This is a genomic window from Pseudomonas sp. 910_23 (assembly GCF_052850795.1).
The window spans coordinates 95388-122386 of record NZ_VXCZ01000007.1; the positions used below are offsets into that span (position 1 = coordinate 95388).

General features: G+C 60.7%; 26 protein-coding genes and 4 tRNA genes. 23 read left to right on the forward strand and 7 right to left on the reverse strand.

The features are described 5' to 3' along the window. Positions 1 to 93: 93 nt before the first annotated feature. From FW800_RS10620 to FW800_RS10680, 13 genes are all read left to right on the forward strand, one after another. Complete coding sequence (locus FW800_RS10620; RefSeq protein WP_446437581.1) at positions 94 to 2595, forward strand: FimV/HubP family polar landmark protein; 2502 nt, start codon at positions 94 to 96, stop codon at positions 2593 to 2595. 183 nt (positions 2596 to 2778) lie between these two features. Further along, positions 2779 to 3603, forward strand: coding sequence for a tRNA pseudouridine(38-40) synthase TruA (gene truA, locus FW800_RS10625; protein WP_103733785.1), 825 nt, complete (start codon positions 2779 to 2781; stop codon positions 3601 to 3603). Between the two features lie 63 nt (positions 3604 to 3666). Then, a complete protein-coding gene (locus tag FW800_RS10630) occupies positions 3667 to 4299 on the forward strand; it encodes a phosphoribosylanthranilate isomerase (protein WP_005789755.1) in 633 nt (210 codons plus the stop codon). 244 nt (positions 4300 to 4543) lie between these two features. Continuing rightward, positions 4544 to 5464, forward strand: a complete 921-nt coding sequence (accD, locus tag FW800_RS10635) for an acetyl-CoA carboxylase, carboxyltransferase subunit beta (RefSeq protein WP_005789754.1) — start codon at positions 4544 to 4546, stop codon at positions 5462 to 5464. After that, positions 5461 to 6768 carry a bifunctional tetrahydrofolate synthase/dihydrofolate synthase gene (gene folC, locus FW800_RS10640; RefSeq protein WP_446437582.1) on the forward strand — a complete coding sequence of 436 codons (1308 nt, stop codon included), beginning with the start codon at positions 5461 to 5463 and terminating at the stop codon, positions 6766 to 6768. The genes accD and folC overlap by 4 nt, the downstream gene beginning before the upstream one ends. Further along, positions 6752 to 7408 carry an SPOR domain-containing protein gene (locus FW800_RS10645; RefSeq protein ID WP_032880251.1) on the forward strand — a complete coding sequence of 219 codons (657 nt, stop codon included), beginning with the start codon at positions 6752 to 6754 and terminating at the stop codon, positions 7406 to 7408. The genes folC and FW800_RS10645 overlap by 17 nt, the downstream gene beginning before the upstream one ends. Before the next feature lie 249 nt (positions 7409 to 7657). Then, the gene (locus FW800_RS10650) at positions 7658 to 8215 is read left to right on the forward strand and encodes a CvpA family protein (protein WP_005789751.1); all 558 of its coding nucleotides are present in this window, start codon (positions 7658 to 7660) and stop codon (positions 8213 to 8215) included. Positions 8216 to 8256: 41 nt separating this feature from the next. After that, positions 8257 to 9762, forward strand: coding sequence for an amidophosphoribosyltransferase (gene purF / locus FW800_RS10655; RefSeq protein ID WP_003192537.1), 1506 nt, complete (start codon positions 8257 to 8259; stop codon positions 9760 to 9762). Positions 9763 to 9827: 65 nt separating this feature from the next. Further along, a complete protein-coding gene (locus FW800_RS10660; protein WP_005789748.1) occupies positions 9828 to 11039 on the forward strand; it encodes an O-succinylhomoserine sulfhydrylase in 1212 nt (403 codons plus the stop codon). A gap of 11 nt (positions 11040 to 11050) precedes the next feature. Further along, a complete protein-coding gene (locus FW800_RS10665; RefSeq protein ID WP_032880253.1) occupies positions 11051 to 11815 on the forward strand; it encodes an SDR family oxidoreductase in 765 nt (254 codons plus the stop codon). Positions 11816 to 11922: 107 nt separating this feature from the next. Beyond that, positions 11923 to 11998 (forward strand) — tRNA-Val (locus FW800_RS10670). A 56-nt stretch (positions 11999 to 12054) separates the two neighbouring features. Further along, positions 12055 to 12131, forward strand: a tRNA-Asp gene (locus FW800_RS10675). Positions 12132 to 12236: 105 nt separating this feature from the next. Next, positions 12237 to 12313 (forward strand) — tRNA-Asp (locus tag FW800_RS10680). 206 nt (positions 12314 to 12519) lie between these two features. On the opposite strand, the gene FW800_RS10685 is transcribed toward FW800_RS10680, so the two are convergent. Then, positions 12520 to 12699, reverse strand: coding sequence for a hypothetical protein (locus FW800_RS10685; RefSeq protein WP_446437583.1), 180 nt, complete (start codon positions 12697 to 12699; stop codon positions 12520 to 12522). On the opposite strand from FW800_RS10685, the gene FW800_RS10690 reads away from it, so the two are divergent. Genes FW800_RS10690 through FW800_RS10700 form a run of 3 tightly spaced genes read left to right on the forward strand, consistent with a single transcriptional unit; the run spans position 12698 to position 17299 of the window. Then, positions 12698 to 15529: a xanthine dehydrogenase family protein molybdopterin-binding subunit gene (locus FW800_RS10690; RefSeq protein ID WP_005789746.1), complete on the forward strand. Its 2832-nt coding sequence runs from the start codon at positions 12698 to 12700 to the stop codon at positions 15527 to 15529. The two genes, FW800_RS10685 and FW800_RS10690, sit on opposite strands and share 2 nt — an antisense overlap. Beyond that, entirely contained in the window at positions 15522 to 16061 is a 540-nt protein-coding gene (locus FW800_RS10695) for a (2Fe-2S)-binding protein (protein ID WP_005789732.1), read from the forward strand. Before FW800_RS10690 ends, FW800_RS10695 begins: the two co-directional genes overlap by 8 nt. 2 nt (positions 16062 to 16063) lie before the next feature. Beyond that, on the forward strand, positions 16064 to 17299 hold the full coding sequence (locus FW800_RS10700; RefSeq protein ID WP_446437584.1) for a c-type cytochrome: 1236 nt from the start codon (positions 16064 to 16066) through the stop codon (positions 17297 to 17299). A 62-nt stretch (positions 17300 to 17361) separates the two neighbouring features. Here FW800_RS10700 and FW800_RS10705 read toward each other — a convergent pair whose 3' ends face one another. Continuing rightward, positions 17362 to 18645 (reverse strand): NAD(P)/FAD-dependent oxidoreductase, encoded by a 1284-nt coding sequence (locus tag FW800_RS10705; protein WP_446437585.1) that lies wholly within the window; start codon positions 18643 to 18645, stop codon positions 17362 to 17364. Between the two features lie 184 nt (positions 18646 to 18829). On the opposite strand from FW800_RS10705, the gene FW800_RS10710 reads away from it, so the two are divergent. From FW800_RS10710 to FW800_RS10730, 5 genes are all read left to right on the forward strand, one after another. Then, positions 18830 to 18906 (forward strand) — tRNA-Val (locus tag FW800_RS10710). A 638-nt stretch (positions 18907 to 19544) separates the two neighbouring features. After that, positions 19545 to 20261 carry a DUF969 domain-containing protein gene (locus tag FW800_RS10715; RefSeq protein WP_005789724.1) on the forward strand — a complete coding sequence of 239 codons (717 nt, stop codon included), beginning with the start codon at positions 19545 to 19547 and terminating at the stop codon, positions 20259 to 20261. Then, entirely contained in the window at positions 20258 to 21208 is a 951-nt protein-coding gene (locus tag FW800_RS10720; protein WP_032880266.1) for a DUF979 domain-containing protein, read from the forward strand. The genes FW800_RS10715 and FW800_RS10720 overlap by 4 nt, the downstream gene beginning before the upstream one ends. A 7-nt stretch (positions 21209 to 21215) precedes the next feature. Continuing rightward, positions 21216 to 21830, forward strand: coding sequence for a pyroglutamyl-peptidase I (gene pcp, locus FW800_RS10725; RefSeq protein WP_446437586.1), 615 nt, complete (start codon positions 21216 to 21218; stop codon positions 21828 to 21830). 78 nt (positions 21831 to 21908) lie between these two features. Next, positions 21909 to 22406 (forward strand): anti-virulence regulator CigR family protein, encoded by a 498-nt coding sequence (locus tag FW800_RS10730; protein WP_078821846.1) that lies wholly within the window; start codon positions 21909 to 21911, stop codon positions 22404 to 22406. Between the two features lie 12 nt (positions 22407 to 22418). Here the strand turns inward: FW800_RS10730 and FW800_RS10735 are convergent, their stop codons facing one another. Genes FW800_RS10735 through FW800_RS10745 form a run of 3 tightly spaced genes read right to left on the reverse strand, consistent with a single transcriptional unit; the run spans position 22419 to position 24790 of the window. Further along, a complete protein-coding gene (locus FW800_RS10735) occupies positions 22419 to 23819 on the reverse strand; it encodes a heavy metal sensor histidine kinase (RefSeq protein ID WP_446437587.1) in 1401 nt (466 codons plus the stop codon). Continuing rightward, the gene (locus FW800_RS10740) at positions 23816 to 24487 is read right to left on the reverse strand and encodes a heavy metal response regulator transcription factor (RefSeq protein ID WP_032880272.1); all 672 of its coding nucleotides are present in this window, start codon (positions 24485 to 24487) and stop codon (positions 23816 to 23818) included. The genes FW800_RS10735 and FW800_RS10740 overlap by 4 nt, the downstream gene beginning before the upstream one ends. A 42-nt stretch (positions 24488 to 24529) precedes the next feature. Next, positions 24530 to 24790 (reverse strand): DUF2790 domain-containing protein, encoded by a 261-nt coding sequence (locus tag FW800_RS10745; RefSeq protein WP_446437588.1) that lies wholly within the window; start codon positions 24788 to 24790, stop codon positions 24530 to 24532. Positions 24791 to 25006: 216 nt separating this feature from the next. On the opposite strand from FW800_RS10745, the gene FW800_RS10750 reads away from it, so the two are divergent. Beyond that, positions 25007 to 25684, forward strand: a complete 678-nt coding sequence (locus FW800_RS10750; RefSeq protein WP_446437589.1) for an HAD-IA family hydrolase — start codon at positions 25007 to 25009, stop codon at positions 25682 to 25684. Between the two features lie 14 nt (positions 25685 to 25698). On the opposite strand, the gene FW800_RS10755 is transcribed toward FW800_RS10750, so the two are convergent. Both FW800_RS10755 and csrA read right to left on the reverse strand, forming a co-directional pair. After that, on the reverse strand, positions 25699 to 25959 hold the full coding sequence (locus tag FW800_RS10755) for a hypothetical protein (RefSeq protein ID WP_078821843.1): 261 nt from the start codon (positions 25957 to 25959) through the stop codon (positions 25699 to 25701). A gap of 210 nt (positions 25960 to 26169) precedes the next feature. After that, positions 26170 to 26364: a carbon storage regulator CsrA gene (gene csrA, locus FW800_RS10760; protein ID WP_003192511.1), complete on the reverse strand. Its 195-nt coding sequence runs from the start codon at positions 26362 to 26364 to the stop codon at positions 26170 to 26172. Between the two features lie 261 nt (positions 26365 to 26625). Between csrA and FW800_RS10765 the strand changes: the two genes are divergently transcribed. After that, positions 26626 to 26991 (forward strand): SPOR domain-containing protein, encoded by a 366-nt coding sequence (locus FW800_RS10765; protein ID WP_032880279.1) that lies wholly within the window; start codon positions 26626 to 26628, stop codon positions 26989 to 26991. Positions 26992 to 26999 lie beyond the last annotated feature (8 nt).

Sequence of the window (26999 nt, forward strand, 5' to 3'; positions counted from 1 at the left end):
AGCGCGTCGGTGACCTATCGGCTCGCCATGCCTTATGGCAGCGGTTACCAACCTTCTCGCAGGGCGGGGAGCGTTCAGACAAAGGATGAGGCTATGGTTCAAGTTCGCAAACTGGTGTTAGCAATAGCGGCCGCCTCGGCGCTGTCCTCCGGTATGGCGCAGGCGCTGCAACTTGGGGAGATGACCCTCAAGTCGAAGTTGAACCAGCCGCTGTCGGTGGAAATCGAATTGCGTGATGTGGGCGGCCTCACGGCGGCCGAGATCACCCCGAGCCTGGCTTCTGCCCAGGCCTTTGTGGATGCGGGCGTTGACCGCCAGGCGTTTCTCGATGACCTGACGTTCACCCCGGTGATCAACCCCGAAGGTCGCAGCGTGGTGCGCGTGACCTCCAGCAAGCCGCTGCCCGATTCCTATGTGCGCTTCCTGCTGCAGGTGCAATGGCCCAATGGCCGTTTGATGCGTGACTACAGCGTGCTGCTCGACCCGGCCAAGTTCGACCAGCCGGCACCGACTGCCGGCGCGCCTGCCAGTGCCGCACCTGCTGCCGGCACGCCCGCCCAGCACACCACCACGTCCCGCGACACCTTGTGGGAAATCGCCGCGAAGAATCGTAACGGCGCCTCGGTCCAGCAGACGATGCTGGCGATCCAGGCGCTCAACCCTGACGCTTTTATCGATGGCAATATCAACCGCCTGAAAACCGGCCAGGTCCTGCGCCTGCCGGATGCCACGCAAAGTACGGCGCTGGCGCAGCCTCAAGCGATCGCCGAAGTCAGCGCGCAGAACGCCGCCTGGCGTCAGGGCCGTCGTACCCCCAAGGGTCAAGTGGCCGGCAAGGCGCAGTTGGATGCGACCAAGCGTACCCAGGCCGGCAATGCGCCGACGAGCACCCAGGCCAAGGACAACTTGAGCCTGGTCTCGGCCGAGGCCGCCAAGCAAGGCACGAAGGGCAAGGTCGGTGATAACCGCGCGTTGAGCGACAAGCTGGCGATGACCCAGGAAGAGCTGGACACCACCCGCCGCGATAACGAAGAACTGAAGAGCCGCGCCGCCGACTTGCAAAGCCAGTTGGACAAGTTGCAAAAGCTGATCCAGTTGAAGAATGACCAGTTGGCTCGCTTGCAGGCGCAAAACGGTGAGCCGGCTACGGCTGCAATCCCTGCGCAGCCGGCAGGTGAGCCCGCAGCAGAGCCTGCGGCGCCTGTTGCAACCCCTGCACCCGCCGCTGAACCGCCCAAGCCGGTCGCGGCACCTGCTGCCACCGAAGGCAAGTTCAATGACTTGCTGACCAACCCTATTATCCTCGGCATCATCGGCGGGGCGGGCATCCTGGTGGTGCTGCTGCTTCTGCTGCTGTGGGCACGCCATCGCAATGCCCGCCGCGAAGAGGAAAAGCATCTGCGCATGGCGCGGGCGCTGGCCGAAGAGCCTGAGTTCACGCCCAATATTGACCAGGACCTGCCGCCCGACAGTTTTGAAGGCCTTGAAGTGCCGCCGCCGAGCGTCAAGCTGGGCGCCGCACCGACGCCTGCCCCGGTGGCTGAGCCGGTTGTCGTGCCGACTGTCGCCTCCGTGCTCGCCCCCCTGGCCGTCGCTGTTGCCCAGGAGAACTCCAGCGATGCATTGGCTCAGGCCCAGTCCCATATTGATCGCGGCCACCTGAACCAGGCGGCTGATGTGCTTGAACAAGCCATCAAGCATGAGCCCAAGCGCAGCGACCTGCGTTTGAAGCTGATGGAAGTCTACGGCCTGCAGAACGACAAGGACGGCTTCGTCACCCAGGAGCGCCAATTGGTCGCCAACGGTGAGAACCACGCCCAGGTCGAGCAGCTCAAGAGCCGTTTCCCGGCCATGGCCGTACTGGCAGCGGGCGTCAGTGCCGCCGTGGCTGCTGCGGCTCTCGATGCGCAGTACGTCAAGGATTTGCTCGATGACAAGCCGGCCGCGGCTGAGCCGGCGGATACTTTCGACAACGATTTTGACCTTAGCCTCGATGAGCTGGAAGCTGCCTCGCCGGCGGAGATTGCCCAGGACCAGCAAACCTTTGAAGCGCTGCTGCAACAACAGACTGAGGCCAAGGCCGATGCGCAGGATCTCTCGGACTTTGACCTGGACCTGCAACTGGATCCGCCAGCGTCGAAATCCGATGACGACTTCCTCTCGGGACTTGAGGAGCAGATGAAGGACGTGCCGCCTGTCGAGCCGCCCACCCTGACACCTGCCGCGCTGGACGAATTCGAGTTGCCGGAAGACTTTGACCTGTCCCTGGCTGATGAGCCTCCGGCAGCCAAGCCCGATGCGTTTGCCTCGGAGCTGGACGACGTCAACGCCGAGTTGGACCGTTTGTCCCAGAGCCTGGAGCATCCGCCGATAGCGCCGACCTTCACGGCTGAGGATGCCGCGTTGGGCGGTGATGATGAGCCGGACTTCGATTTCCTCTCGGGCACTGATGAAGTCGCCACCAAACTCGACCTGGCCCAGGCTTACATCGACATGGGTGATGCGGACGGCGCGCGGGATATTCTGTCCGAGGTTTTGACCGAGGGCGATGAAGGCCAGCGTGGCGAAGCCAAGGAAATGCTCGGCCGAATCTAAAGTCAGGCGCTGTAACAGTGTGGGAGGGGCGGTGCGACGATTCGACTTGCTCCCTCCCGCATTTGTTTGGCATCGATCCATAACAAAACGCCCGTCAGGCATCCGACGCCTTTATAATGCCCGCCTTTGCGCAACTCATCAGGCTCTCAGTTCTTGGCAAATATAGATAACGCGGCCGCCGAAATGGCGGCCGCCGGCTTTTACCGCATCGCCCTGGGCGTGGAATACAAAGGCTCGCGTTATCGCGGCTGGCAGCGTCAGGCCTCCGGCGTGCTGACGGTGCAGGAAACCCTCGAAAATGCCCTGTCCAAAGTGGCGGACTCGCCGGTGTCGCTGATGTGTGCCGGGCGTACCGACGCTGGCGTACACGCGTGTGGCCAGGTGGTGCACTTCGACACCCAGGCCGAGCGGTCGATGAAGGCGTGGGTGATGGGGGCGAATATCAATTTGCCCCACGACGTGAGTGTGAGCTGGGCCAAGGTCATGCCGGCGCATTTTCATGCGCGTTTCAAGGCCATCGCTCGGCGTTATCGCTACGTGATCTACAACGATCAGATCCGCCCCGCGCATCTCAATGAAGAAATTACCTGGAACCACCGCCCACTGGATGCCGAGCGCATGGCCGAGGCCGCGCAGCACCTGGTGGGCGTGCATGACTTCAGCGCCTTCCGCGCCGGTCAGTGTCAGGCCAAGTCGCCCATCAAGGAAGTTCACCACCTGCGGGTCACCCGCCACGGCAAGATGATCGTGCTGGATATTCGCGCCGGAGCATTCCTGCATCACATGGTGCGCAACATTGCCGGCGTGCTGATGACCATCGGCGCCGGCGAGCGCCCGGTGGAGTGGGCCAGGGAAGTGCTGGAAAGCCGCATCCGTCGCACGGGCGGCGTCACGGCGCACCCGTTTGGCCTGTATTTGGTGGATGTGGAGTACCGCGACGAGTTTCAGTTGCCGGAACGCTTTATCGGGCCACACTTCCTCACAGGTTTCAGTGAACTTGGCGGCTGACGCCCGGAAAAGCTTTTGTTAACATCCGGGACTTTCTCGGTCCAACCCTGAGGTTCCTACGACATGTCAGCCGTTCGCAGCAAGATTTGCGGGATTACCCGCATAGAAGACGCGCTGGCGGCAGTCGAGGCAGGGGCCGATGCCATCGGTCTGGTGTTTTATGCCAAAAGCCCGCGCGCGGTGAATGTGCTGCAGGCGCGGGCCATCATTGCGGCGCTGCCGCCTTTCGTGACCACCGTGGGCTTGTTCGTCAACGCCAGTCGCTGCGAACTCAATGAAACCCTGGATGCAGTGCCGCTGGACATGCTGCAGTTCCATGGCGATGAAACGCCTGATGAGTGTGAGAGTTATCAGCGCCCGTACATCAAGGCGTTGCGGGTCAAGACGGGCGACGATATCGCCGCGGCGTGTGCCGCGTATATCGGCGCTCGCGGGATCCTGCTCGACACCTACGTCGAAGGCGTACCGGGTGGTACGGGTGAGGCGTTCGATTGGTCGCTGATTCCCGAAGGGTTGAGCAAGCCGATCATCCTGGCCGGTGGGCTCAACCCTGCGAACGTCGGGGCTGCCATCGAGCAGGTGCGGCCGTATGCCGTGGACGTCAGCGGTGGGGTGGAGCAGGGCAAGGGCATCAAGGATCACAACAGGATTCGCGCATTCATGCAGGCCGTGCGCAACAGCAGTGGCGGGATGTGACGGCTGGCAGTCTGCCGCCGTCCATAACTACCACTGTGTAAAACAGCCCGGCGCCGCCTGTGGGTGGCCCGGAAATGAAGTGGCAACCCTGCGCTGGCAGGTTGTCTGGAAGGCTGAGGATGCAGGCGGGAAATGGCAGGTCCAACGTCTGACCCCGTCCCGCAGGCATCATCGCCACATATGAATTTAGCTCAAGGGCATACGCGGGGCTGTGTTCAAGCCACCGGTACTGGAGAAAGAAAGCATGAGCAACTGGTTAGTAGACAAACTGATCCCTTCGATCATGCGTTCCGAGGTGAAGAAAAGCTCGGTTCCTGAAGGTCTGTGGCACAAGTGCCCGTCCTGCGACGCGGTGCTGTACCGCCCGGAGCTGGAAAAGACCCTGGATGTTTGCCCCAAGTGCAATCACCACATGCGTATCGGCGCGCGCGCGCGCATCGACATCTTCCTGGATGCCGATGGCCGCAACGAACTGGGCGCTGACCTGGAGCCGGTCGACCGTCTCAAGTTCCGCGACAGCAAGAAGTACAAGGATCGTCTGGTCGGTGCGCAGAAGCAGACCGGCGAGAAGGACGCGCTGATCTCGGTCAGCGGCAAGCTGCTGGGCATGCCCGTGGTGGTCTCGGCCTTCGAGTTTTCCTTCATGGGCGGTTCCATGGGCGCCATCGTCGGTGAGCGCTTTGTGCGTGCTGCCAACTACGCCCTGGAAAACCGTTGCCCGATGATCTGCTTCGCCGCCTCCGGTGGTGCGCGTATGCAGGAAGCGCTGATCTCCCTGATGCAAATGGCCAAGACCTCGGCGGTACTGGCGCGTCTGCGCGAAGAAGGCATTCCGTTCATCTCGGTACTGACCGACCCGGTCTACGGCGGCGTTTCCGCCAGCCTGGCGATGCTCGGCGATGTGATCGTCGGCGAGCCCAAGGCGCTGATCGGTTTTGCCGGCCCGCGTGTGATCGAGCAAACCGTGCGCGAGAAGCTGCCGGAAGGCTTCCAGCGCAGCGAGTTCCTGCTGGAGCACGGTGCTATCGACCTGATCATCCCGCGTGGCGAACTGCGTCCACGTCTGGGTAACCTGCTGGCGCAAATGATGGGCCTGCCGACGCCTGTGTACGTCGCGCCTAAAGTCGAGCCAATCGTCGTGCCGCCGGTGCCTGCAAACCTATGACCCAACGTACCCTGGGCGAATGGCTCGCCTACCTTGAGCAGTTGCATCCGTCCGCCATCGACATGGGCCTGGAGCGCTCGCAACAGGTAGCGGCCCGCCTCGGGTTGGGCCAGCCGGCACCGCGTGTGATCACGGTGACCGGCACCAATGGCAAGGGCTCCACCTGTGCCTTTGTCGCGGCGCTGTTGCAGGCCCAGGGCCTGAAGGTCGGTGTGTACAGCTCGCCGCACCTGCTGCGCTACAACGAACGGGTACAGCTCAATGGCGTCGAAGCCACGGACGAGCAGTTGTGCGCAGCCTTCGCTGCCCTGGATGCCGGGCGTGGCGATATTTCCCTGACCTATTTCGAGATGGGCACCCTGGCGGCGTTCTGGCTGTTCGAGCGTGCGCAACTGGATGTGGTCGTACTGGAAGTCGGCCTCGGCGGGCGCCTGGATACGGTCAATGTGGTGGATGCCGACCTTGCGCTGGTCACCAGCATCGGTGTTGATCATGCCGACTACCTGGGCAATACCCGGGAGTCCGTGTCCTATGAAAAGGCCGGGATTTTCCGCCAGGGCAGGCCGGCGCTGTGCGGCGACCTGGATCCGCCGCAGCCTTTGCTGGACAAGGTGCGCGAGCTGGATTGCCCGTTCTACCTGCGCGGCCGTGAATTCAATCTCGATATCGGTGCGACCCATTGGCAATGGCGCGGGCGTGATGCCCGTGGCAAGGTGGTCGAGCTGCTTGATTTGCCGCTGCTGAACCTGCCGATGGAAAACGCTGCGCTCGCGCTGCAAGCCTATTTGCTGCTGGATCTGCCGTGGGATGCCGAGCAGATCGGCGCAACCCTGCGGGCGACGAAAGTGGTGGGGCGCCTGGATCGTCGGGTGCTCGACTGGCAAGGCAAGCGCCTGAACCTGTTGTTGGATGTGGGGCACAACCCCCATGCGGCTCACTATTTGGCGCAGCGCCTGGCACGCACGCCACCGGCCGGCCGTCGACTGGCGGTGTTCGGGCTGTTGGCCGACAAGGATCTGGAAGGCGTGGTTGCGCCGTTGCTTGGCAGTGTTCAGTCTTGGGCCGTTGCGCCGCTGGATACACCGCGTAGCCGGCCGGCGGCTGAGCTGCAAACCGCCTTGCAGAACCTTGGCGCGCCCGTGACGTCGTATGCAAGCATCACTGCCGCCCTGGAAGCGCAGTGTGCGGTGGCTACGGCCGAGGACGAAATCCTGTTGTTCGGATCATTTTATTGTGTTGCCGAGGCGCTCGAATGGCTGGCCCGGCGCTCCACGGAGGAAGCTGCACATGGCATTACTGGATAGCGCATACAAGCAGCGAATGGTTGGAGCCCTGGTGTTGGTGGCGTTGGCAGTCATCTTCCTGCCGATGCTGTTTTCCCGTCAGGACGAGCAGCGCCAGGTGGTGGTTGAAGCCCCCGCTGCGCCCCAGGCGCCGGTGGTGCCCCAGGTTCAGGTCGAGCCGGTGGTGGTGCCCGAGCCTCAGGCGTTGCCGGAAGAACCTGTACCTGTCGAGGAGGAGGTCGCCACGCAACCGGCTCCTTCGATGCCGGTGCAGCCAAGTGTGCCGGTGGTCAAGCCGACGCCGGCACCGGCTGTCGCTGCCAAACCGCCTGCACCGGCGCCAACGCCCAAGCCTGTGGCGCCGCAGCCTGCTGCGCCGGGTAAACCGGATGTGGGCCAGAGCCGCATTGATCCCAATGGCCTGCCGATCAGTTGGTCGATCCAGCTCGCCAGCCTGGCCAATCGCGAAAGTGCCGACGCCTTGCAGAAAAAGCTGCGTGCCCAGGGTTATAACGCTTACATCCGCAGCGCCGATGGCAAGAATCGTGTGTTTGTCGGGCCGCTGATCGAGCGCGCCGAGGCTGATCGCCTGCGCGATTTGCTGGGTCGCCAGCAGAACCTCAATGGGTTTGTGGTGCGCTTCCAGCCGGAGCGCGGCTGATTCAAGCAGGCATTAACGCAATCTAAGTGTGGGAGGGGGCTTGCTCCCGATAGCGGTGGGTCAGTCAGTACATCTGATGCTGACACACTTCAATCGGGAGCAAGCCCCCTCCCACATTGGTTTATGGTGGGCTTGAAATGGCGTTCACACTGCCCAATCTATTGATTTGCAAAGCAGCCGCAATCACCGCTTACCGATAGCCCGGCGCTCTGCTAAAATGCGCCGCCTTATCCGTACGTAGGCTGCACTGTGCCATTTACCTGGGTTGATTGGGCGATCGTTGCAATCGTCGCCATCTCCGCTTTGATCAGTCTGAGCCGCGGCTTTGTAAAAGAAGCACTGTCGTTGCTGACCTGGATCATCGCAGGAGTCGTAGCCTGGATGTTCGGTGGTTCACTGTCGGTCTACCTGGCCGGGTACATAGAGACACCTTCGGCTCGCGTCATCGCGGGCTGCGCCATCATGTTCATCGCCACGCTGCTGGTGGGGGCAATGGTCAATTATCTTATTGGCGAGTTGATACGTGTCACCGGCCTCTCCGGGACCGATCGATTTCTCGGCATGGCCTTCGGCGCCGCGCGTGGCGCGTTGCTGGTGGTTGTGGCGGTCGGGCTGTTGAGCCTGGGGCCGGTACAGCAGGATTCGTGGTGGCAGGAGTCTGTACTCGTGCCAAAATTTCTATTGGTTGCAGATTGGTCCAAGAACCTCATATTGGGGTGGAGCAGTCAGTGGCTGGCCAGCGGAATCAGCGTACCCGCTGATCTTCCGTTCAAGGAACACCTCTTGCCGGCGCAAACGCCTCAGTAAGCTGTGTTCAGTCAAGATTCATTAAGTAGGGGTTGCGTCGCATGTGTGGCATCGTCGGTATCGTCGGTAAGTCGAACGTCAATCAGGCGCTGTATGACGCGCTAACCGTCCTCCAGCACCGCGGCCAGGACGCTGCCGGTATTGTGACCAGCCACGACGGCCGGTTATTCCTGCGCAAGGACAATGGCCTGGTGCGTGACGTGTTCCATCAGCGTCACATGCAGCGCCTCGTCGGGCACATGGGCATTGGCCATGTGCGCTACCCGACTGCCGGTAGTTCGACTTCGGCCGAAGCTCAACCGTTCTACGTCAACTCGCCTTACGGCATCACCCTGGCGCACAACGGTAACCTGACCAACGTTGAACAGCTGGCCAAGGAGATCTACGAATCTGACCTGCGCCACGTCAACACCAGTTCCGACTCGGAAGTGCTGCTCAACGTGTTCGCCCACGAACTGGCCCAGCGCGGCAAGCTGCAGCCGACCGAAGAAGACGTGTTTGCTGCCGTGATCGACGTGCACAACCGTTGCGTCGGTGGTTATGCCGTGGTGGCGATGATCACCGGGTACGGCATCGTCGGTTTCCGCGACCCCCACGGCATCCGCCCGATCGTGTTCGGCCAGCGTCACACCGACGAAGGTGTCGAGTACATGATCGCGTCCGAAAGCGTGTCCCTGGATGTACTGGGCTTCACCCTGATCCGCGACCTGGCGCCGGGCGAGGCTGTCTACATCACCGAAGACGGCAAGCTGCACACCCGCCAGTGCGCCGTTGCGCCGAAGCTGACCCCGTGCATCTTCGAACACGTCTACCTGGCGCGTCCGGACTCGATCATCGACGGTGTGTCGGTCTACAAGGCGCGTCTGCGCATGGGCGAGAAGCTGGCCGAGAAGATCCTGCGCGAGCGTCCAGAGCACGACATCGATGTGGTTATCCCGATTCCGGACACCAGTCGTACCGCTGCGCTGGAGCTGGCCAACCACCTGGGCGTCAAGTTCCGCGAAGGCTTCGTCAAGAACCGCTACATCGGCCGTACGTTCATCATGCCCGGCCAGGCTGCGCGCAAGAAATCGGTGCGTCAGAAGCTCAACGCCATCGAGCTTGAGTTCCGCGGCAAGAACGTGATGCTGGTGGACGACTCCATCGTACGCGGCACCACCTGCAAGCAGATCATCCAGATGGCCCGCGAAGCCGGGGCGAAGAACGTGTACTTCTGTTCTGCGGCGCCTGCGGTGCGTTACCCGAACGTGTACGGTATCGACATGCCGAGCGCCCATGAGCTGATTGCGCATAATCGTTCGACCCAGGACGTGGCCGACCTGATCGGTGCCGACTGGCTGATCTACCAGGACCTGCCGGACCTGATCGAAGCGGTTGGCGGGGGCAAGATCAAGATCGAGCAGTTCGACTGCGCCGTGTTCGACGGCAAGTACGTGACCGGAGATGTCGACGAGGCTTATCTGAACAAGATCGAGCAGGCGCGTAACGACTCGTCCAAGATCAAGACCCAGGCGGTCAGCGCGATCATCGACCTGTACAACAACTGAGTAGACACCGGCCCTGAGGGGCCGGTTTTGTATCTTAAATAACGTATTGAGTAAGGAGTCGCAGCATGAGTCAGGAATGGGATGCCGGTCGGTTGGACAGCGACCTCGATGGCGTAGCTTTCGATACCCTGGCTGTGCGCGCCGGCCAGCACCGCACCCCGGAAGGGGAGCACGGTGACCCGATGTTCTTCACCTCAAGCTACGTGTTCCGCACGGCGGCCGACGCTGCGGCGCGTTTTTCCGGTGAGGTGCCGGGCAACGTGTACTCGCGCTACACCAACCCGACCGTGCGCGCGTTCGAAGAGCGTATCGCGGCCCTGGAGGGCGCTGAGCAGGCTGTGGCGACCGCGACCGGCATGGCGGCCATCCTGGCGGTGGTGATGAGCCTGTGCAGCGCTGGCGACCATGTGCTGGTGTCGCGCAGCGTGTTCGGCTCGACCATCAGCCTGTTCGAGAAGTACTTCAAGCGCTTCGGTATCGAAGTGGATTACGTGCCCCTGGCGGATTTGTCCGGCTGGGATGCGGCGATCAAGGCCAATACCAAGCTGCTGTTCGTCGAATCGCCGTCGAACCCGCTGGCCGAGTTGGTCGACATCGCTGCGCTGTCCGAAGTCGCCCACGCCAAGGGTGCGATGCTGGTGGTGGATAACTGCTTCTGTACCCCGGCCTTGCAGCAACCGCTGAAGCTGGGTGCAGACATCGTGGTGCACTCGGCAACCAAGTTCATCGACGGCCAGGGCCGTTGCATGGGCGGCGTGGTGGCTGGGCGCAGCGAGCAGATGAAGGAAGTGGTGGGCTTCCTGCGTACCGCCGGCCCGACCCTGAGCCCGTTCAACGCCTGGATCTTCCTCAAGGGCCTGGAAACCCTCAGCCTGCGCATGAAAGCCCATTGCGCCAACGCCCAGGCCCTGGCCGAGTGGCTGGAGCAGCAGGATGGTATCGAGAAGGTGCACTACGCTGGCCTCAAGAGCCACCCGCAACACGCCTTGGCCCAGCGCCAGCAGCGTGGTTTTGGTGCGGTGGTGAGTTTCGAAGTCAAGGGCGGCAAAGACGGCGCCTGGCGCTTTATCGATGCGACGCGCTTGATCTCCATTACCGCCAACCTGGGTGACAGCAAGACCACCATCACTCACCCGAGCACCACCTCTCATGGGCGCCTGGCGCCGCAGGAGCGTGAAGCGGCCGGTATCCGTGACAGCCTGATCCGTATCGCGGTGGGCCTGGAAGATGTAGCAGACTTGCAGGCAGACCTGGCCCGCGGGCTGGCGGCCTTGTGATCGAGTGGTCCATGGAGGCCGCAGCGGCCAGTAACGGGCGCGTTGCGCTGGTAACGGGCGCGGCGCGGGGCATTGGCCTGGGGATTGCCGCGTGGCTGATCAGCGAAGGCTGGCAGGTGGTGTTGACCGACCTTGACCGCGAGCGCGGCGCCAAAGTGTCCAAGGTGCTGGGTGATAACGCCTGGTTCATCACCATGGACGTGGCCGACGAGAAGCAAGTGGCCCAGGGGGTTGCCGAGGTGTTGGGGCAGTTCGGGCGACTCGACGCGCTGGTCTGCAATGCCGCCGTGGCTGACCCGCGCAATATCACCCTGGAAAGCCTCGATCTGGCGTACTGGAATCGCGTGCTGGCGGTGAACCTCGGCGGGCCGATGCTGTTGGCCAAGCATTGCGCGCCGTACCTGCGCGCCCACGGCGGTGCGATCGTCAACCTGGCCTCGACCCGGGCCCGTCAATCGGAGCCGGATACCGAAGCTTACGCGGCGAGCAAGGGTGGCTTGCTGGCCCTGACTCACGCCTTGGCCATGAGCCTGGGGCCAGAGGTTCGGGTCAATGCGGTCAGCCCTGGCTGGATTGATGCGCGTGATCCTGCTGCACGGCGTGCCGAGCCGCTCACCGATGCCGATCATGCCCAGCATCCGGCGGGCAGGGTGGGGACGGTAGAGGACGTGGCGGCGATGGTGGCCTGGTTGCTGTCGCGCCAGGCCGGGTTTGTCACCGGGCAAGAGTTTGTAGTGGACGGTGGCATGAGCAAGAAGATGATTTACAGCGAGTAGGGCGGTTAGCCGTCTTGAAGTGATTTTGTCTTTTTCAGAAAAACTTCAAGCAGGCTATTGACTTAGGTCCGCTACCTGCGTAAATTTCGCGGCCTCAACGAAGCAAAGGGTGATTAGCTCAGCTGGGAGAGCATCTGCCTTACAAGCAGAGGGTCGGCGGTTCGATCCCGTCATCACCCACCACTTCTTGAGAGTCTTGCACTTGTGGCAAGACGCAACGTTAAAGGTTGCACCGACGCGCAGCGGTAGTTCAGTCGGTTAGAATACCGGCCTGTCACGCCGGGGGTCGCGGGTTCGAGTCCCGTCCGCTGCGCCATATTTTCCAGGTTCGATGTGTCGAGCTTGAGATTGAACAACCCAGGTTGATTGATCAGATGTTTAAAGGTGGTTGAGGGTTTACGCTCAATCAGCCAAGCGATACGCAGCGGTAGTTCAGTCGGTTAGAATACCGGCCTGTCACGCCGGGGGTCGCGGGTTCGAGTCCCGTCCGCTGCGCCATATCTGCCTCAAGGCCCACTGAACGCCTTGAAGCACAAGAAAGCCACTGGCTGACTTGATCCGATAGCAAAGACCCTGGTCGAAAGACCGGGGTTTTTTGTGTCTGGCGTTTGAAAAAACGTCATGGTGTTTGTGACATCGTCCTCATTTATAGGCAAGCGGCTGACAGATCGTCTCGATCTTGTCGGCCGTTTTGCGTTGTTGTGTCAAAAAATTTCAATGTGGTTATTTGCCGCAGGCGCAGAAACCTTTAAAGTTAACCCTTCGGTCAACTTTGCACTGTCATCATGGCCTTTTGATTCGTCGTAAAAAGGCTTCTGCAAGTCTCGATATTCGGCGTACTTAACCATAAGGGCGGATTTATAACCGCTCAGAGGATGATCCATGTCCAACCGTGAAATAACCCGGCGCTCGTTCCTCCAGGGCGGCCTGGTGGCGGGTGTGAGCGTCACGCTGACACCGCTGAGCACCCAGGCGCTGGCTGCCCTGATGGAAAACAGCGTTACCGTGCCGTCCGAAAAATGGCTGGGCAATAACGGCAAGGCGCGCCAGCGTAACGATGCGTTGTCCAAAGTGTGCGGCAGCAAAGTCTTCGCCCGCGATATCCGCTCCAAGGACATGCCCGGCTGGCCCGTGCAGCAAGGTCACGCCATGCTGCTGAAAACCATCAAGGCCGACCATATTTATGCGGGCTACGACTTGGCGTGGCTCGGCGCCGATCTGCAGCCGGATCGTATTGTCACCGCTGCCGATCTGGACAAGGACGGTATTGTTTTCCCCGAGGAACATGCTCCGGATCCGCTGCTGCCTGAAGGCAAGGTGCCGATGTTTATCGGTCACCCGGTGGCGATCCTGATCTGGAACGATTTCGAGCGTTTCCGCCAGGCCAAGAACAAACTCAAATTCAACGACAAGGCGATTCGTTACGGCGCCAAAGTGCCGTACTACGAAGGCGACCCTTACGGTAGCTTCCGCTATGTGCGCGTTGGCGGCCCCACCTCGGCCGATGAAGACGAATTTGCCAGCCTCAAGGATTCGATTCTGTTTCCGATGCTGAAAAACCGTCGCCCGGTATGGAATTCACAACCGAATCTGCACGGCAACCTGACCGAGCGCGGTCTGTTCTACGCCGACCGCATGAAGAGTCAGATCAACACGCCGCCAGACAACTGGCTGGTGTTCGACGAACGCTACAAGACCCCGTCAATCGAGCCGGCTGCCATGGAGCCGGACAACGGCAACGGTTGGTACGATCCGGCAACCAAGACCCTGCACTTCGTGGTGGCCACCCAGTGCCCGTTGGAGGTGGCCACCGAGACTGCGAAAATGATCTCGCCGTCGCGCTTCGGCCTGGCCAACCTGAACATGCACCCCGGTTACACCGTGGGGTACGGCTCCAAAGACCACAACATCTTTGTCTACTACGCCGCCCTCGCGGCGTTGTACGGCGCCGGCGTGCCGGTGCGTCTGGCCAATGACCGTTACGAGCAGTTCCAGAGCGGCATCAAGCGTCATCCGTTCGATATTCGTTATCAATTGGCTGTCGACAAGAACGATCACAGCTTCAAGATCTTCCTCGCCGACATGAGCGTCGACGGCGGTGGCCGGATCAACTACAGCCCCTCGGTCGCAGCAGTAGGCGCCACGGCCGCACAGTCGATCTACTACATGCCGCAGAACGACCTGCAAGTCACCGCGTATCACTCGCGGGGCGTTGAAGCCGGTTCGATGCGTGGGTACGGCACCCTGCAAAGCATGGCCGCGACGGAAATGATGGTCGACGAAATCGCCGGTCGTCTCGGTGTGGATGCTATCGAGTTGCGCCGCAAGAACGCACTGCGTTCGGGCATGAAAAACACCCAGGGCGCCATTCCTGCCGGTGCGTTGCGCCTGCACGAAATCCTCGACAAAGCCTCTGTGCACGAGGTCTGGAAAAACCGCGACGCGATCAAGCAACAACGCGAAGCCGCGGACCCGGATAACTGGTACGGCGTGGGTTTCGCTATCTGCCAGAAAGACTTTGGCACTGGTTCCGAAGCACCGATGGCCAGTATCGAATTCAGCGCTGACGGTCGCATCAGCCTGCGTCATATCGGTATCGAAATCGGCACCGGTATGTCTACCTCGCAATCGCTGGTCGTTGCCGATTTCCTTGGCAGCCCGGCACACGAAGTGAAGACCGGCGAAACAGAGTGGAAGGAAATGCAGCTGATCACCAGCGGCAACCCTTACATCATGAGCCAGGCCGAGCAGGACAACCTGCTGCGCAACCCGCGCTGGGTGGGCAAGCTCGCTTCGGCATCTTCGGCCACCAACTCGGCGTACTACTTCAGCCACGCCACCCGTGAAGCGGCGCGCGTGCTGTTCAACCATGGTTTGTGGCCGGCGGCGCTGGAGATCTGGCGTCAGGGCCCGTTCGGCGGTCAGGCCAACCCGTATGTGGTGCGCCGCGAAGATGCGCATTGGGTCGACGGCAAGCTCACCGCCAACGGCATGCAGCCGCTCAGTTTTGAAGAATTGGCCAAGCGTGCCCACGAGCGCGGCCTGGTCACCGCGGCCACTGTGCACGGTTTCAACCGCTGGAGTTGGGCCGAGGCTGAATACAGCATCGACGGCGTGCGTGAGCGCCTGCCGCTCGACGGCCTGGCCGTGAAGTACGGCGACGGCGCGCCAAAAGCCAAGCAGGCGCTGATGAGCACTGCCGGCTTCCATCTGCTGGATCGCCAGAACATCAGCTACCCCGCGACGCAGTTGAACAACGCTGCTGTGACTTACTACAGCCCGGTCGCCACATTGGTCGAGCTGAAGGTCAACAAGGGCTCGGCGCAGGTGGAGGTGCTCAATCACCATTCGTGGATCGAGTGCGGTCGCGTGTTGGTTGAGGAGTTAGTCAAAGGTCAGCTTGAGGGCGGTGTCGCCATGGGCATCGGCCACGCATTGATGGAGGAAATGCCGCTGTATGAAGGCGGGCCGGGGGAGGGTGACTGGAACTTCAACCGTTACCGTCTGCCGATGGCGCGTCACGTTGCCGTGTGGAAACAGACGTCGGAGATTTTGCCGGCGCTGTCGCCGAGCGATCCATCCAAGGGTATCGCTGAAGTGGTGATGATCCCGATCGTCGGGGCCATCGGTAATGCCGTGGCGCACGCCATCGGTAAACGTGTTCGCGACCTGCCAATCACTGCTGCGCGCATCAAGGAAGCCCTCAATGCCTAACCGTCCGCTTCAACTGACCCTCAATGGTCAATCCGTCGGCCCAGTGGACATCCCTGATGACCTGCCGATGATCGACTACCTGCACGAATACAAAAACCTCACTGGCTCGCGTCTTGGCTGCGGCCAGGGTATTTGCCACGCTTGCGTGGTCATCGTCGACAACCCGGACGGCACCAGCGAAGAAGTGCGCACGTGCATCACCGGCGCGCATTACTTTGAAGGCAAGCGAGTGCGCACCATCGAATCCCACGCCAAGCGCGATGAGTCGGGGCAGGTTATCGAACTGAACCCGATCCAGCAGCGCTTCGTGGATGAGTTTGCGTTCCAGTGCAGCTACTGCGCGCCGGGCTTCGTCAACGCAGCGACCGTGCTGGTGGAAAAGCTGCAGCGCCAGCCGACCGTACACAGCAAACTGGAACAAGTCATCGAGGACAGCCTTGGGCATCACGTCTGCCGTTGCACTGGGTACGTGCGTTATTACAACGCTACCCGCAACGTGCTGACCGATCTCGGCCTGGTCAAGGAGGGTTGAGCATGAAGCTTTTTCTGACCCGAATGACCCTGGCGGTCGGCCTGGCTGCGCCGATGCTGTTTGCCCATGCCGATGATCAGGCCAAGCGCGGCGAATACCTCGCCCGCGCCGCCGACTGCATGGCGTGCCACACTGCCGCGGGCGGCGCGCCGTTTGCGGGCGGGTTGCCGATCGTCTCGCCGTTCGGCACGATCTACGGCACCAACATCACGCCGAGCAAAGAGCACGGCATCGGCTTGTACAACGATGACGAGTTCTTCGCTGCGCTGACGCAAGGCAAGCGTCGCGACGGAGCGAATCTGTACCCGGCGATGCCGTACACCTCCTACCACCTGATGCCGCGCGAAGATTCGGATGCGATTCATGCGTACCTCAAAACCATCGAGCCGATCGAACGTGCAGCGCCGGTGACGAGCCTGAGCTTTCCGTTCAACGTGCGCCTGGGTCTGATGGGCTGGAATGTGCTGTACGGCAAAGCGCTGAAACTGGAGCCTGCCGAAGGTAAAAGCGAAGCCTGGAAACGCGGCCAGTACATGGTCGAAGTGCTTGGTCACTGCGGCGAATGCCACACGCCACGCGGCCTGCCGGGCGCGATGGAGCTGGACAAGCGCCTGACCGGCGGCATCCTCAATGGTTACCTGGCGCCCAGCCTGCTCGCCACTGACCTGGCTGCGCGCGGTTGGAATGAACAGGACCTGGCCACATTCCTCAAGCACGGCATGAGCGCCCAGGGCACGATGTTCAACGAGATGTTCCCGGTGTTCCACAACAGCACCCAGGGCCTGAGCGATCAGGATCTGGCCGCGATGGCCACGTTCCTGCTGGGCGATAACCCGCCAGCCGCCAAAGCGCTGGTCGACGTGCCGGTGGATAAACTCAGCCAGAGCGCTCAGCGCGGCCGCCAGGAATACCTGAACGTCTGCGCCGGATGCCACGCCGCAGGTGGCGAAGGCAAGCCGCACATCGCGGTGGCCATGCGCGGCAACACCACGTTGCGACTGGAAGACCCGCGCAACCTGCTGCGTGTGATCGAGGACGGTATTGGCGAGCAGAAATTTTCCGGGTTCGAGCACATGCAACCGATGCCGGGGTTTTCCGAGAAGCTCAGTACGCAACAGCTGACTGATCTGCTCAATTACCTGCGTCAAGGCTGGGGCGGCCAATCGGCTGAGCTGGCCGTGAGCGATGTGCAGAAGCTGCAAGCCGAGGCGCCTTCCGTCGAACACAAGGCGCATTGACGGCAGCGTGTGAAGCGCATAACTGGTGTGGGAGCGAGCAAGTCGCCCCACACGGGTTGTGTTTACATTCCGAATTTATCGCGCAGCCCGTAGTACCAAGCCCCCAGCGCCGCAAACGGCGTACGCAACATCTGCCCGCCCGGGAACGGGTAGTGCGGCAAATCCGCAAACGCATCAAAACGCTCAGCCTGCCCGCGCAATGCCTCAGCCAGTACTTTGCCTGCCAGGTGCGTGTACGTCACGCCATGGCCGCTACAGCCTTGTGAGTAATAGATGTTGTCGCCAAGACGGCCGACCTGGGGCAGGCGCGACAGGGTCAGCAGGAAATTGCCGGTCCAGGCGTAGTCGATCTTCACGTCTTTGAGTTGCGGGAATGCCTTGAGCATTTTTGGCCGGATGATTGCCTCGATATTCGCCGGGTCCCGCGCGCCATACACCACGCCGCCGCCGAAGATCAGGCGCTTGTCACTGGTGAGGCGGTAGTAGTCGAGCAGGTAGTTGCAGTCTTCGACACAGTAATCCTGCGGCAACAGCGTCTTGGCCAATTCATCGCCAAGGGGTGCGGTGGTGATCACTTGGGTACCGCATGGCATCGACTTGGCCGCCAGCTCCGGCACCAGGTTGCCCAGGTAAGCGTTACCGGCAACGATAATGAATTTGGCCCGGACCCTGCCTTCGGCGGTGTGTACCACAGGGTTGGCGCCGCGCTCGATGCGCACCGCTGCCGATTGCTCATAAATCGTACCGCCCAGGGATTCCACGGCCGCCGCTTCGCCCAGTGCCAGGTTGAGCGGGTGGATATGCCCGCCGCTCATGTCCAGCAAACCGCCCACATAGTTGTCACAGGCCACCACTTCGCGGATGCGGCGTTCGTCGAGCAATTCCAGCTGCGTATGGCCGTAGCGCTCCCACAGGCGCTTCTGCGATTCCAGATGACCCATGTGCTTGCTGTTGAGTGCGGCAAATACACCGCCGTCCTTCAAGTCGCACTGGATCTGGTATTTAGCCACGCGCTCACGAATGATCTTGCCGCCTTCAAAGGCCATCTGCCCCAGCAACTGAGCCTGTCTGGGCCCGACACTGCGCTCGATCACATCGATATCACGGCTGTAGCTATTGACGATCTGCCCGCCATTACGACCCGAGGCACCAAAACCCACCTTGGCGGCTTCCAGTACCGTGACGCGAAAGCCGTTCTCCAGCAAAAACAGCGCGCTGCAAAGCCCGGTATAGCCAGCACCAATCACACAGACATCGGTTTCGACCTCACCTTGCAGCGTCGGGCGAGGTGGGGCTGCATTCGCGGAAGCGGCGTAATAGGACTGGGGGTAGGGGGTGTTCGCCATCCTGGAACCTCTGTTTTATATTTTTTACGAGTGCGGCGATCCTACCTGAGTTGAAAATTGCCTGCCAGCCACCCGGAAATCCCAGGTGTACCCGGCATAAATAAAAAATTCGCATATTCATAGGCTTAGCTGCAAAAAAGATGTTGACACCCCTCCGGAATTCCGTAGAATGCCGCCTCACAGCAGGCACGTAGCTCAGTTGGTTAGAGCACCACCTTGACATGGTGGGGGTCGTTGGTTCGAGTCCAATCGCGCCTACCAAACAAAATCCGCTCTGCTGGGCGGTCTGGAAGGGCTCACCGAAAGGTGGGCCCTTTTTTGTTGTCTGGAATTTGGGCAATAGCCATCCCTACACGGCTCAAGGCGTGTATTCAGGGGTTTGAACGCTCGATCAGCAGAACAGCGTAGCCACCGACAGCAGGCAAATTATCTGGACGAACACCTGGCAGCGTATTTCGCCAAACGTGGTCGCCATATCACTCATTTGTCCGGCATACATAGCGCGAGCCCTCATTGTCGGTATAACACCGTGAACGAACTGCAGGTACACACAGCTGCATGATGGAGTATAGGTTCTGATTGAGAATCTACACGGTTGAACGATTTTGAGCTCCTCATCAGGTTGGCTGCGCGACTTTCCCCTTGAGGCCTGGACGCTTTCTCCTGATAGCGCCCGACCGTCGGCGCCATCCCCCCACAAAATTTATTGGTGTGCAGCAACAATTTTTCTTGTTGGACACTCCCGGTCTCCAGACAGCAAAGTTGCCGCCACTGACGCTCGACCTTCCGGGTCAACAATAAAAAAACCGAGCCGACTGCACGCCACTTCCAAGCTGTGAGCCCTTTGCCCACATCCTGCTGTTATGGCGCCGCAGCGCGCACTAAAGGACCTCTGTGCCATGCAAACAGTTGTGAACCTATGGCCGCTGATCGGCGTGCTTGTCATCGTGGTCGGCTTTGTATTGCGCTTCAATCCGCTGTTGGTGGTCACCGCCGCCGCCATCGCCACCGGGCTTGCCGCCCAGTTCCCGCTGGAAAAAATTCTCGCCACCATGGGCGATGGTTTCCTTCAGACTCGTGCCCTGCAATTGATTCTTTTATTGCCGCTGGCGGTGATTGGCCTGTTGGAGCGTCATGGCTTGCGCCTGCATGCGCAGAACTGGATCGCGCGCTTTGAGCGGGCAACGGTCGGGCGCTTGTTGATCATTTATCTGTTTGTGCGTGAGTCCACGGCGGCCATGGGGCTGACCAGCCTGGGTGGGCATCCGCAAATGGTGCGGCCACTGTTGGCGCCGATGGCCGAAGGTGCCGCGGAAAAACGCTACGGCAAGCTGCCAGACAAGCTGCGCCACAAGGTCTTGGCCATGTGTGCGGCCACCGATAACGTCGGGCTGTTTTTTGGTGAGGATATTTTTGTCGCCTTCGGTGCAATTGCGTTGATGCACACCTTCCTGTTGGGCTCGGGGATTGACGTGGAGCCGCTGCACATCGCGGTGTGGGGCATTCCGACGGCGATTTGTGCGTTCATCATTCATGCGATCCGGCTGCATCGCTTTGATCGACGATTGACCCGCGAAATGAGCCCGGCCACCACGTCCGTGGAGGCTGCTCAATGATTATTTCCATTCAATACCTTTATTGGCTCGCCGGTGTTCTGTTGCTGATCACTGCGGGCATGATCCTGCTCGATCGCACCCATCCCAAACGCTGGTCCAGCGCGCTGTTCTGGTTGTTGTTCGCCATACCGTTCCTGGTGGGGGAGCGTCTGCCCTCGGTGGCCATCGGCATCGGTGTGGTGGTGATGGCGTTGATCGCCGGCTTGGGTGGCGTTGGTCGCGGCCAGCACGCCGAATTGCACGTCAAGGCGTCCCGCGCCAGCGCCGGGCGCCTGGGCCACAAGTTGTTTATCCCGGCCTTGGCGATTCCGTTGACTACGGTGATTGGCTCGGTATTGCTCAAGCACACCGAAATTGGCGGTGTACCGTTGCTGGACCCGAAGAACACCACCTTCGTCTCGCTCGGCATCGGCTGCCTGATTGCGCTGGGCCTGGCCTGCTGGCTGACCCGCGATACACCGGTACAAGCCCTGCGCGAATCTCGTCGTCTGACCGAAGCCCTGGGCTGGGCCATGGTGTTGCCGCAGATGCTGGCGATGCTTGGATTGTTGTTCAACGAGGCCGGGGTGGGCACGGCAGTCGCCCACGTCACCACCACCTACATCAACCTGGACTACAAGCTGGTGGCGGTGATGGTCTATGTACTGGGCATGGCCCTGTTTACGGTGATCATGGGCAATGGTTTTGCGGCTTTCCCTGTGATGACTGGCGGCGTCGGCGTGCCGGTGCTGGTAGGGATTTATGGCGGCAACCCTGCGGTGATGGCGGCGATCGGTATGTTTTCCGGTTACTGCGGCACGTTGATGACGCCGATGGCGGCCAACTTCAATATCGTGCCAGCGGCGTTGCTGGAGTTGCCCGACAAGAACGCGGTGATCAAGGCGCAGATCCCCACGGCGCTGATGATGCTGGTGGTCAATATCGTGCTGCTTTACCTGTTGATGTGAGGTCACTATGCAAACTGTACTGCTGACGGGGTTCGAGCCCTTTGATAACGACCTGGTGAACCCGTCATGGGAGGCTGCGCGCCAGTTGGATGGCGTGCAACTGGGCGAAGGTGCACGCATTGTCGCGCATTGCCTGCCCTGTGCATTTGCCACGGCGGGTGAACACCTGACCCGATTGATCAGCGAGTTGAACCCGGCAATGGTGATTGCCACCGGCCTGGCGCCCGGGCGCAGCGAGATGTCTATCGAGCGGGTAGCGATCAATATCAATGACGCACGCATCCCCGACAACCTCGGGCAGCAACCGATTGATACGCCAGTGGTAGCCGGTGGCCCGGCTGCATACTTCTCGACATTGCCGATCAAGGCCATGGTCAAGGCGCTGCGTGACGCGGGGGTGGCGGCTGCTGTTTCGCAAACGGCGGGCACGTTCGTGTGCAATCAGGTGTTCTACCTTTTGCAGCACCGGCTGGTCGAGGCCGGGGTGCGCAGTGGGTTTATCCATGTGCCGAGCGCGCCGCCGGCCGACCAGCCGCCTTTGGTTGAGGCCTTGCGACTGGCGGTCTCGACGGCCTGGCTCACCCAAGCGGATGTACGGGAAACAGGCGGGCAGGTGAGCTGACGGTCGGGCTGTGAATGGAGTCATTCGTGGGGCAACTTCGACTATAGTTCACAGGTGTATCCACCTTGGAAAACCATCATGATCAAGTACCCGAAGTTCGTGTCTGTCGTGTTGTCCCTCGCGCTGTTTGCGGGTAGCGGTCTTGCCTTGGCCGATCCCGGTAATGGCAAGGGGCAGGGTAATAACCAAGGGGGGCAGGGCCAGGGTAACAAGGGCGGTCAGGGGCAGGGCAATAACAAAGGCAATAACCCCGCAGGGCAGGCCTACGACAAGCCCAAGGGCAAGGGCGGCTCAGGTGGTCACGGCCCCAGCGTTGACCGAGGGAGCGTATTGAATGTGCTCGGCGGTTATCGCGATTACTGGAGCCCAGGGCCTGCATTGCCGCCGGGGATCCAGAAGAACCTGGCGCGCGGCAAGCCGCTGCCACCCGGTATCGCCAAGAAACTCGATGGTCGCCTGCTGGGGCGGCTGCCTCACTACGACGGTTATGAATGGCAGCAAGCGGGAACCGATTTGATTCTGGTCGCCATCGCCAGCGGCATCATCTACGAAGTACTCAATGGCGCCTTTGATTGAGCGGGATAACCCTCACGCCTCCTGTGCGGGGAAAAACAATTCAAAGCAGGTCATGCCGTCTTCACTGCTGACGCCATACCGACCGTTATGCAGCTGCATGATGGTCGCCACAATCGACAATCCCAGTCCATTGGACTGGGATGAACATTCACGGGATTCATCCACCCGGTAAAAGCGTTCGAACAGCCTGGGCAAATGCTCCGCGGCAATGGTTGCACCCTGGTTGCTGACCTTGATGCAAGTGCCCTCGACTGTCGGGACGGCCCGGATGCTCAGCTCGGTGTTCGGCGCGCCATACTTGATGGCATTGGCGCACAGGTTCGCCAGGGCCCGGCGCAGCAGCATCGGTTCCGCCCAGATCACACCTTCGCCCACGCCAACGATGTGCATACCCACATCACCGGCCAAGCCCTCGAAATAATCGGCGATGCGCTCCACTTCATCGGCTGCGTCCAGCGCCTGACGTTGGCGCAAGGCGCTGGCAGGGTCGGTACGGGCCAGGAACAGCATGTTGTCGAGCATCCGTGCCAGGCGTTCAAGCTCTTCAACGTTTGAGGCCAGCAGTTGCTGATAGTCTTCAATAGTGCGGCTCTGTTGCAGCGCGACCTGGGTTTCACCGAGCAAGTTATTGATGGGGGTGCGCAGTTCATGGGCCATATCGGTGGACACCTGGCCCAGTTGAATAAAACCTTTGGCCAGCCGTTCAAGCATGGTGTTGAAGGCGTCAATCATCGGCAGCAGCTCCTTGGGCGCGCCTTGGCTGCCCAGGCGCTCGGCCAGGTTGTTCACGCCGATGCCCTGTGCGTGTCCGGCCAGGCGCCGCAAGGGCACCAGCCCACGGTGTACCAGCACATAACCAACCAAGGCGAGAATGACCGCCGCGATGCTGGCCAGGATAAAAACACTCAAGCGATAACTGGCAAGCATGGCTGTGCGTTCAGCCATCAGGCGCCCGACGGTGACTTGCAGGCTCCCCAGGTCACCGGTGTCGATGAAAGCCGCCACGGTGGCGAAGGGCACGCCATCTACGCCGGGCAAATGGTGTACGTCGGCGAGTCCAAGGGCGTGGTCTTTTGCCACGGCCGGCACGGCCGGTATTTGAATGTTGCCCGGGTTGACGAGCAATAACGGAGTCTGCCCAGGTGCAGCGATGCTCAGTACCGACTCACTGTTGCCCAGCATGTTCTGGAACAGCTGGGGCTTGGTCTTGATCAGCTCGCGGGTATTGCCGTCATTGAGCACGTTGCGCAGTTGGTTGGCGCGCGAGATCAGCGCGGCGTCGTCACGCTTGATCAGCTCACGCTCCAGCTCGTGGTATAGCGTCACGCCCAGGGTGGCCAGCAGGGCGAAGGCGAGCAGGGCAAAGATCAATGCCAGGCGCAGGGTCAGGGAATAATGGCGATCGAGCTTCATGGTTGGGTATCGAAGCGGTAGCCAATGCCCCGCACGCTGTGGATCAGTTTGAGCTGGAACGGGTCATCGATCTTCAGGCGCAGGCGGCGTACGGCAACATCGACCACATTGGTGTCGCTGTCGAAGTTCATGTCCCATACGCGTGAAGCGATCAGCGAGCGGGACAGCACCTGGTCCTGGTGGGTGGCGAACAGGTGCAGCAAGGCGAACTCCTTGTTGGTCAGGGTAATGCGCGTACCGGCGCGGGTCACACGGCGCTTGAGCACGTCAATGTGCAGGTCGGCGATGTGCAGCTGTTCTTCTTCGCGGCTCGGGCCACGGCGGTTGAGGGTGCGCAGGCGTGCAACCAGTTCGGCGAAGGAGAAGGGTTTGATCAGGTAGTCGTCGGCACCCAGTTCAAGGCCCTTGATGCGGTCGGCGATGTCATCGCGAGCGGTGAGGAACAGCACCGGTGTATCGGCCTCTTTGCGCAGGCGACGCAGCACTTCCCAACCATCCATTTTCGGCATCATCACGTCCAGCACGATCACGTCGAATGGTGTTTCCAGGGCCAAGTGCAAACCCTCTACGCCGTCGCGCGCCAGGCTCACCGAGTGGCCCAGCTCCTGCAAGCCATTGAGCAGGTAATTGCCGGCCTTGGGTTCGTCTTCGACTACGAGGATGTTCATGGAAAGTGTCCTGCTTCAATAAGTGGCGCAAGTGTAGCCCGATCAATTGTCACTGGCGCAACCGACGCCCTGGACCTGGTAATCGAGTAGGTGTTCGCGGCCCTGATGATCCAGGTAGCGCAAGTGCGCCGGGACAATCCCGCATTGGCCAGAGATGTCGGTGCTCGATAGCACCTTGTAGACATCCAGGTGTAGGAAGAAGCCGGTTTTGTCGTGGATGACATCGCTGGCAGACGTTACGTCGGCAGCGAAGGCAGTACCGGTGGCGAACAAGGCGGCAAAGCCCAGGGCGAACAGTTTCATGGCGGTCTCTCTCGTGGCTGGGGGCTGCCGGGTTGGCAGTGAGTTCACAGTAACCAGGCGACCCCAACAGCCAACCAACAGGATCATGACAAGTTCGTCATTCTTGGCTCGAGCCTGGCGCGTGGGCAATGAGTGTCCGGTCGAGGAGGCTCTACGTTTACAAGCGCCGAGGTGATCCGTAGATTGCAGGGGTCCAGCTCATGAGGAAGCCGCGCAGTGTCCATCTCAACTTCATCCGTGTTCAACCGGCGTTACCGCGCTTTCCTGTTCGATATGGATGGGACCCTGCTCAACTCCATCGCTGCGGCCGAACGTGTATGGAGCATCTGGGCCGAGCGCCATGGTCTGGATGTGGAAGCGTTTCTGCCTACCATTCATGGCGCGCGCGCGATTGATACGATCACCCGCCAGGCGTTGCCGGGTGTCGATCCAGAAGTTGAAGCCCAGTGGATTACCGACGCGGAGCTCAACGATGTCGACGGCGTTGTAGCGATTCCCGGCGCAGTGGCGTTTTTGAAAGGCTTGCCCGCGGATCAATGGGCACTGGTCACGTCTGCCCCCAAGGCGCTGGCGTTACGTCGACTGCAAGCGGCAGGCATTCCCGTGCCGGCCGTGTGGGTGACGGCCGAAGATGTGGCCAACGGTAAACCCGACCCTGCGTGCTATTTATTGGGCGCGAAACGCCTGGGGGTGTCGGTTGAGGACAGCCTGGTGTTCGAAGACGCCACGGTGGGCATTCGAGCGGGTGAAGCAGCGGGGGCGGATGTTGTGGTTGTCACCTCGGCACACTTGGAGCCCATGGTGACTGCACACGCTTGCATCAACGACTACGGCGATTTATGCACCGAGCATGGCGCTGATGGCTTGTTGTCTTTGCGCAAGCTGGCGCCGTGATACGCAGCAGGTCCTCAGCGTGTGGTTTTCTGATGGGCACGATGCGCTGCGCGCTGGCATAGCTTGCGCAAGATAACTTTTTGGATGGGTTTGAGGCAGAACACCAGCAGGTAGCCGCAGAGAAGGAGCGCCAGGTCCAGCCAGGAATGGGCGTCGGGATCGGCGCCCTCGACTTCGACTCTCAGCCCATACCCAAGCGCCAGGAAGGCCACCCCGATCAGCAGGGCGATCATCCAGGATCTGGAAACAAGAGGTGGCGTCGCGACTGGCCTCATCGACGTATTCCTGAATGCACACGGATGGCAGGATAAAGTGTCAGAAATTGGGCTGCGAATACTTCAACAAGTTCCAGATGCCCAGACAGTTTCATCTTGCAGCGAAGGGGCATGCTCAAAGCGCACTGGTCAGGCTGGAAGACGCGAGCAGGCCGATTGGGTTTTCGCCAGCCATTACAGTGAACGAAAGGGCTGGCTACTGGAGGCGTTTCAAGGCGTCTGGTTTTTGTCGGGTGCAGTCAGGCCGGCCTGGATGCGCTGGTAAATCTCCTCGCGATGCACGGCAACGTCCTTGGGTGCGTTGATGCCGATTCGTACTTGCTGGCCGCTAACGCCCAGAATGGTGATCGTAATGTCATCACCGATGTTTATGCTTTCACCAACTTTGCGGGTGAGTATAAGCATGGACTTCTCCTTGATTACTTTTAAGGACACATGTGTCAGACAGGGCAGGTGTCGGATGTGTGTAGCTTACTGCGAAGCGCTTCCCTGTGGCTGCCTCTTTTAGGACGCATAGAGGCGACATTAATTCCCATGGCGGCATCATACAGGTCGCGATACATCATTCGCATTGTTTAAGCCAACGTTTATGACGGCCAGAATAGACAGTGAATGGTAAAGTCGCCTCTTTATCCTCAAAGGAGCAGGGCAGTGCGTAAAGTAGCGATGGCAATTGTGGTGTTGGCGTTGGCCGGATGCGGTGAAGGTAAATCGGTCGATGCGCCCAAGGCCAAACCTGCCGTGACCGAAAGCCTGCCACAAACCGGCGCGATTGCCGCTCAGGAATGGGATGTGCGCGTCGGCCCGCCAGACCACAAGCTGCAGGCGATCACCGACCTGACCGCCTGGTTGCTGGAGCATGGTTTCAATTTTTATATCGTGAAGGTCGACGGCAAGGATGAGGTGCTGTTGGGTCCGTTCGCAACCAAGGCCGAGGCCGAGGCCAAACAAGCCTTGCTCAACGAAAAGATGGCCCGCGCGAAGAAAACCGACACCGTGTCTGAAATTATCGAACACAACGCCGCGCAGTGACGTGCCAA